We start from the raw sequence: 4,229 nt of genomic DNA on the forward strand, positions 1-4,229 counted from the left end.
CCGTCGCCCAGTCGGGCGCCGCCACCGGCGGAGGCGGAACCACCCCCCCACCCAGCGGTGAACTCACCACCTTCCAGGTCGAGGGACCGCTGGTAGCAGCCGGGGGCGGCACCGACGTGACATCGACATCCACCGCGACGTGCCCCGCCGGAAGTGTCGTCACAGGCGGCGGGTTCGTCTTCGTGGAAGATCCGGAGGGGGATCTCGACTTCTTCATCATGGGGAACCAGAGAGGCCCGGGCGACTCATGGCAAGTGACCGTCCTCGCCAGCGACTCCGTCTTCTTCCGCGCCGTCGCGGAATGCGCCACATTGAGCTGATCCTTCCGGCAGAAGGCTGCCGGAAGGGAACAACGGCGGCGCCGCCCGCACCCAGGGTGACGGTCACCTGAAGGCGATCACGGCGGAGACAGACAGAACGCGGCGCACACCGCTGGGCGGACGAGCCGTGAGGTGTGCGCCGTTCCCCTCGTCTCAGGCGCGGCAGCCTGACGGGATCCAGACGTCGAGCACGAGCCGCTCCGGCGAGTGCAGCCTTGAGGTCTTGTAGGACGGTTTCGCGTCGAAGGCCGCCCCGAAGGTGACCACACCCTCGAAGTCACCCGTCAGAGCCAGCCCCTTGAGCGTGGGAAGCCATACCTTGACCAGTCGCGGCCCCTTATAGATGGATGCGCCCGCCTCGTTGTGGGCGGCCGCGGGAGAGAGCTTGATCTCCAGGAAGTGTTTTCCGGCGAGCGGGACCTTGTGGCCCAACCCGTCGTAGCGCAGTTCCTTCACCGGCTTCACGGTGACCGGCGGCAGGACACCGCGGACATCGATGACGATCCGGTCGAAGGACCCGTGGCCGCCCCAGCGGGCATTGGTGACCAGAGCAGTCGCCGGAGCGGCGGCGGCCGCAGAGGTCTGCGGCGAAGATACGGAAGCGGAAGCGGGGATCGTGGCACCGACTCCGGCGGTGAGCAGTATGCCGGCGGCTGCAGCCGCGATGCGCGGACGTTGGATCATAGTGTCCCCCAATTTCCCTAGATACGGGGACCAGTGGTGTCACTACCATAGACACCGGCGTAAATCGTATGGTTGCAGAGCAATGGGTTATTTTCTTAGTGCGCTGGGGCGGCACTTGCTGCTCGATGCCGACCGGCGGTCAGGCGATCGGCTTCCGGCCGGGGCCAGGGCCGCCGCCTGCTCCTCGCTCTCAGCGTTCACATGGGGCAGCGCCCGGTCCAGCCAGCGGGGAATCCACCAGGCCGACTTGCCGAAGAGGTTCATCACTGCGGGCACCAGGAGCAGCCGGACGATGGTGGCGTCGATGGCCACACTCGCCGCCAGGCCCAGTCTCCAAGTATCTTCACTACGATGTTGTCGCTGACGATGAACGCCGCGAACACGCTGACCATGATGAGGGCGCACAGGTGATGACCCGTGCGGTGATCTCCAGGGCATGGGCGACGCTGGCCTTCGGGTCCCCGGTGCGCAGCCATGCCTCGTGGACCCGGGAGAGCAGGAAGAGCTCGTAGTCCATGCTGAGCCCGAAGACGATGGCGAACATCATCATCGGCACATAACTCTCGACGGGCACATCGCCCGACACGCCGCCGGCCCGCCCCAGCCCCACTGGAAGACGGCCACCACGACGCCGTACGAGGCGGTGATCGACAGCACATGAGCACAGCCGGCGACGAGCAGTCCGCGGAAGACGACCAGGATGACGAGGAAGGCCAGGCCGACGACCACAGCGATGATCAGCGGCAGGCGGCTGGAGACGATGTCAAGGAAGTCCCCCTAGTGACCCGAGTCAGAGATTCGCTGGCAGTAGGCGGTCACAGCAGGCTGCCGGGGTTCGTCGTCGCGCCTCGTACCCCACCCTCAGCACAAACCCGGGCAACGGCACACCCACCCCAGACGCACCGACGAGGAGAACGGGTGAAAGCGCTGGTCACAGGCACAACCTCCCTCGCGGGCGGGGGTGACCGGATTGATGCAAACAGCCCACCCTATGGCTGGCCGCCGGCGATGCGAGTACGGCCGTGACGCCGAGCCGGGTTACTCGTTGAAATGCGGGGACGCGCGAAGTGCAGTCCTGTCACCACTGAGACGGCCCCGTGGTGGGGGCTCTGGAACCGTACGTCCCGATCAGAGCCCCCACCCTCTTGCCATCAACGTGGCCATTCCCTCACCATGACGCCGTCCGCGTCCCGCCGCATCACACTCACGTTCACCCCGCGCCCACCGCTCCCCCGAGGCGGCACCACACCGGGTGAGAGTTTCGAGATGCGCTCGGGTGCGGGTGCTTCGCTGTGCTGCGTCCGCCCTCCCCCATCGAGCATGACCGGGGAGCCCGGCGGCAAAGCCGAGCAGATGAGCGCCAAGCCCATCCCTTGATCTTCGCAGGGGATCCCGGCCTTCAGGCCGGGCGGGAATGCGATCCTCGGGCCGGAGGCGCGGAGCGCCGGAGTTCTCTGCGTGTCCGTATTAGGGTCAGACCGGTGACTGATCCCATGCCGATGCGGTTGATGCGACTGGTGTACTCGGCCCGCAGGTATCGGGAGCTGACACCCTTCAGGCTGTTGACCAGCTTGGACAGGGCAATCTTCGGCGGGTAGTGGACCAGCAGGTGCACGTGGCCGCCCTCGCCGGGCCTTGACCCTTCATCCTGGACACACGAGACACTGAGCTCTTTCAGCGTTGCCGCTCCAGGGTGAGGACGGCGGCGGCGATTGACGTCATTCGATTCGGACTGCATCGGGACCGGCGGAAGATCCGCCACGACTTCAGTCGTGCGACGCCACGCTCGACTGGTGCTCGTGCCGCGGACAGCGCGCGGTTGACGGTTTGCTGGGTTGGTGTCAGTTCGCGGCCGGGTGGGCGTCTGAGGGGTGTCGTCACCCACGGGCCGGCGCCCATGTAAGCCCGGTCAGCGAGGACCGGGACGCCCTGGCGTTCGCAGATCCGGATGATCCGGTGGGTGCGAGCCGCCGTCAGGTCGTGGGCTCGGCCGGGCAATGCGGGCGAGAGCCACAGCAGCCGTCCGGCTGGATCGGTCACCACCTGCACGTTCACTCCGTGCCGGCGGTGCTTGTGGGAGTAGTCGGCCCGGCTGTCGCCGACCCGGTCGCACTCCGCGAGAGTGCCGTCCAGCAGGACGTAGTCCGGGCCGGCTTCGCGCAGGGCACGCAGCAGGCCGGGCGCTCGGTCGGCGAGCAGATCGATGACGGCCGACGCGTAGGCGTGGGCGGTGCCGACAGAGATACCGAAACCCGCGGCGATCTGGGCGAGGGTGTCGTGCCTGCGCAGGTACACCAGGCCGACCAGCGCACGCTGGTGCGGCGGGAGCTTGCAGCGGCGGTCACCCTCGCGGGTGACGATGAGCATGGTGACCCACTCGACCAGGGCGTGGGGCAGGTCGAGTGCGGCAGAATACGGAACCAACGCGGCTCCTGTGCCTGTGGGTTGAGACTTCGAACACCTCCCCCAACGGCACGGGAGCCTCGTGCGTTGCGCACACCACCAACGTCACCCGATCAGTGGCCCAGATGAAACCCTCACTGGATCCTGAGGATCTGAGAACGGACATCTCGTGGTCATGAAGAACTATCCGCCACAGTTCCAAGGCGGACGCGGTCGCGGAAAGCCCCAACCATCACCTGTTGCAGCGGAGGTACCCAAGACTTCGGCGTAGTTCAGTATCTGCAAGGCACTGGTCGCCGACCTGGTAGATGACGGCCGGCTGGCCACCCGAGCCCCCATCCCGCGCACCGAGCGCCCGGACCGAAACCTCGTCGAGGAGGTGCTCCGTGGACTCCGCGCCCTCCATTGTCCCCGCTAGGCCGTCAAGATCGTGGTGGCGGTCCCTTTCCGTGTCGGGAAGACGGCCATGGTCTCAACACTCTCCGAGACCCGGCCGCTATGCACCGAGGTAACCATGACGCACGCAGGGGCGTTGGTCGACAGCCTGGACGGCATCGACGACAAGACGAGACGACCCCCACCGTCGTCCTCATGGACTTCGGCCGCATCACCCTCTACGACAATTGCTGGCGCTCTTCTCATTTCACCGTCCCTGCGAAATGATGTAGACGTGCAAACCTGTTGGTGGTGAGGCTGAAGTGACCGTGTCGGCATCGATCCTTGTCGCATCGGACACGTTGACGACATTTATCGGGCGCGAAGAGGAGATGGCTACGCTCCGCGACGGGTTGGCGACGTCGGGTGCCCGTCTGGTGACGCTGG

4 protein-coding genes and 2 pseudogenes are annotated in these 4,229 nt (G+C 66.4%); 2 read left to right on the plus strand and 4 right to left on the minus strand.

Annotation, left to right across the window (positions count from 1 at the left end; all coding sequences use genetic code 11):
- Positions 1-320, plus strand: a 320-nt coding sequence (locus ACIPJI_RS36400) for a hypothetical protein (protein ID WP_402251251.1), incomplete at its 5' end; no start/stop codon positions are given.
- A gap of 153 nt (positions 321-473) precedes the next feature.
- Here ACIPJI_RS36400 and ACIPJI_RS36405 read toward each other — a convergent pair.
- The 4 genes and pseudogenes from ACIPJI_RS36405 to ACIPJI_RS36420 all read right to left on the minus strand — a co-directional run bounded on the left by ACIPJI_RS36405 (position 474) and on the right by ACIPJI_RS36420 (position 3,428).
- Entirely contained in the window at positions 474-1,004 is a 531-nt protein-coding gene (locus tag ACIPJI_RS36405; protein ID WP_402251253.1) for a hypothetical protein, read from the minus strand.
- Between the two features lie 87 nt (positions 1,005-1,091).
- Positions 1,092-1,778: pseudogene (locus tag ACIPJI_RS36410) on the minus strand (MMPL family transporter); the annotation flags it as partial.
- Between the two features lie 748 nt (positions 1,779-2,526).
- Positions 2,527-2,634, minus strand: a pseudogene (locus ACIPJI_RS36415) (transposase); the annotation flags it as partial.
- Positions 2,635-2,678: 44 nt separating this feature from the next.
- Complete coding sequence (locus tag ACIPJI_RS36420) at positions 2,679-3,428, minus strand: transposase family protein (protein WP_402251255.1); 750 nt, start codon at positions 3,426-3,428, stop codon at positions 2,679-2,681.
- Between the two features lie 256 nt (positions 3,429-3,684).
- Here ACIPJI_RS36420 and ACIPJI_RS36425 point away from each other — a divergent pair, with 256 nt between their 5' ends.
- Positions 3,685-3,825 (plus strand): DUF742 domain-containing protein, encoded by a 141-nt coding sequence (locus ACIPJI_RS36425; RefSeq protein ID WP_402251257.1) that lies wholly within the window; start codon positions 3,685-3,687, stop codon positions 3,823-3,825.
- Positions 3,826-4,229 lie beyond the last annotated feature (404 nt).

The sequence above is a fragment of the Streptomyces sp. NPDC086835 genome, from assembly GCF_044745705.1.
In the GTDB taxonomy this organism is placed as follows: domain Bacteria; phylum Actinomycetota; class Actinomycetes; order Streptomycetales; family Streptomycetaceae; genus Streptomyces.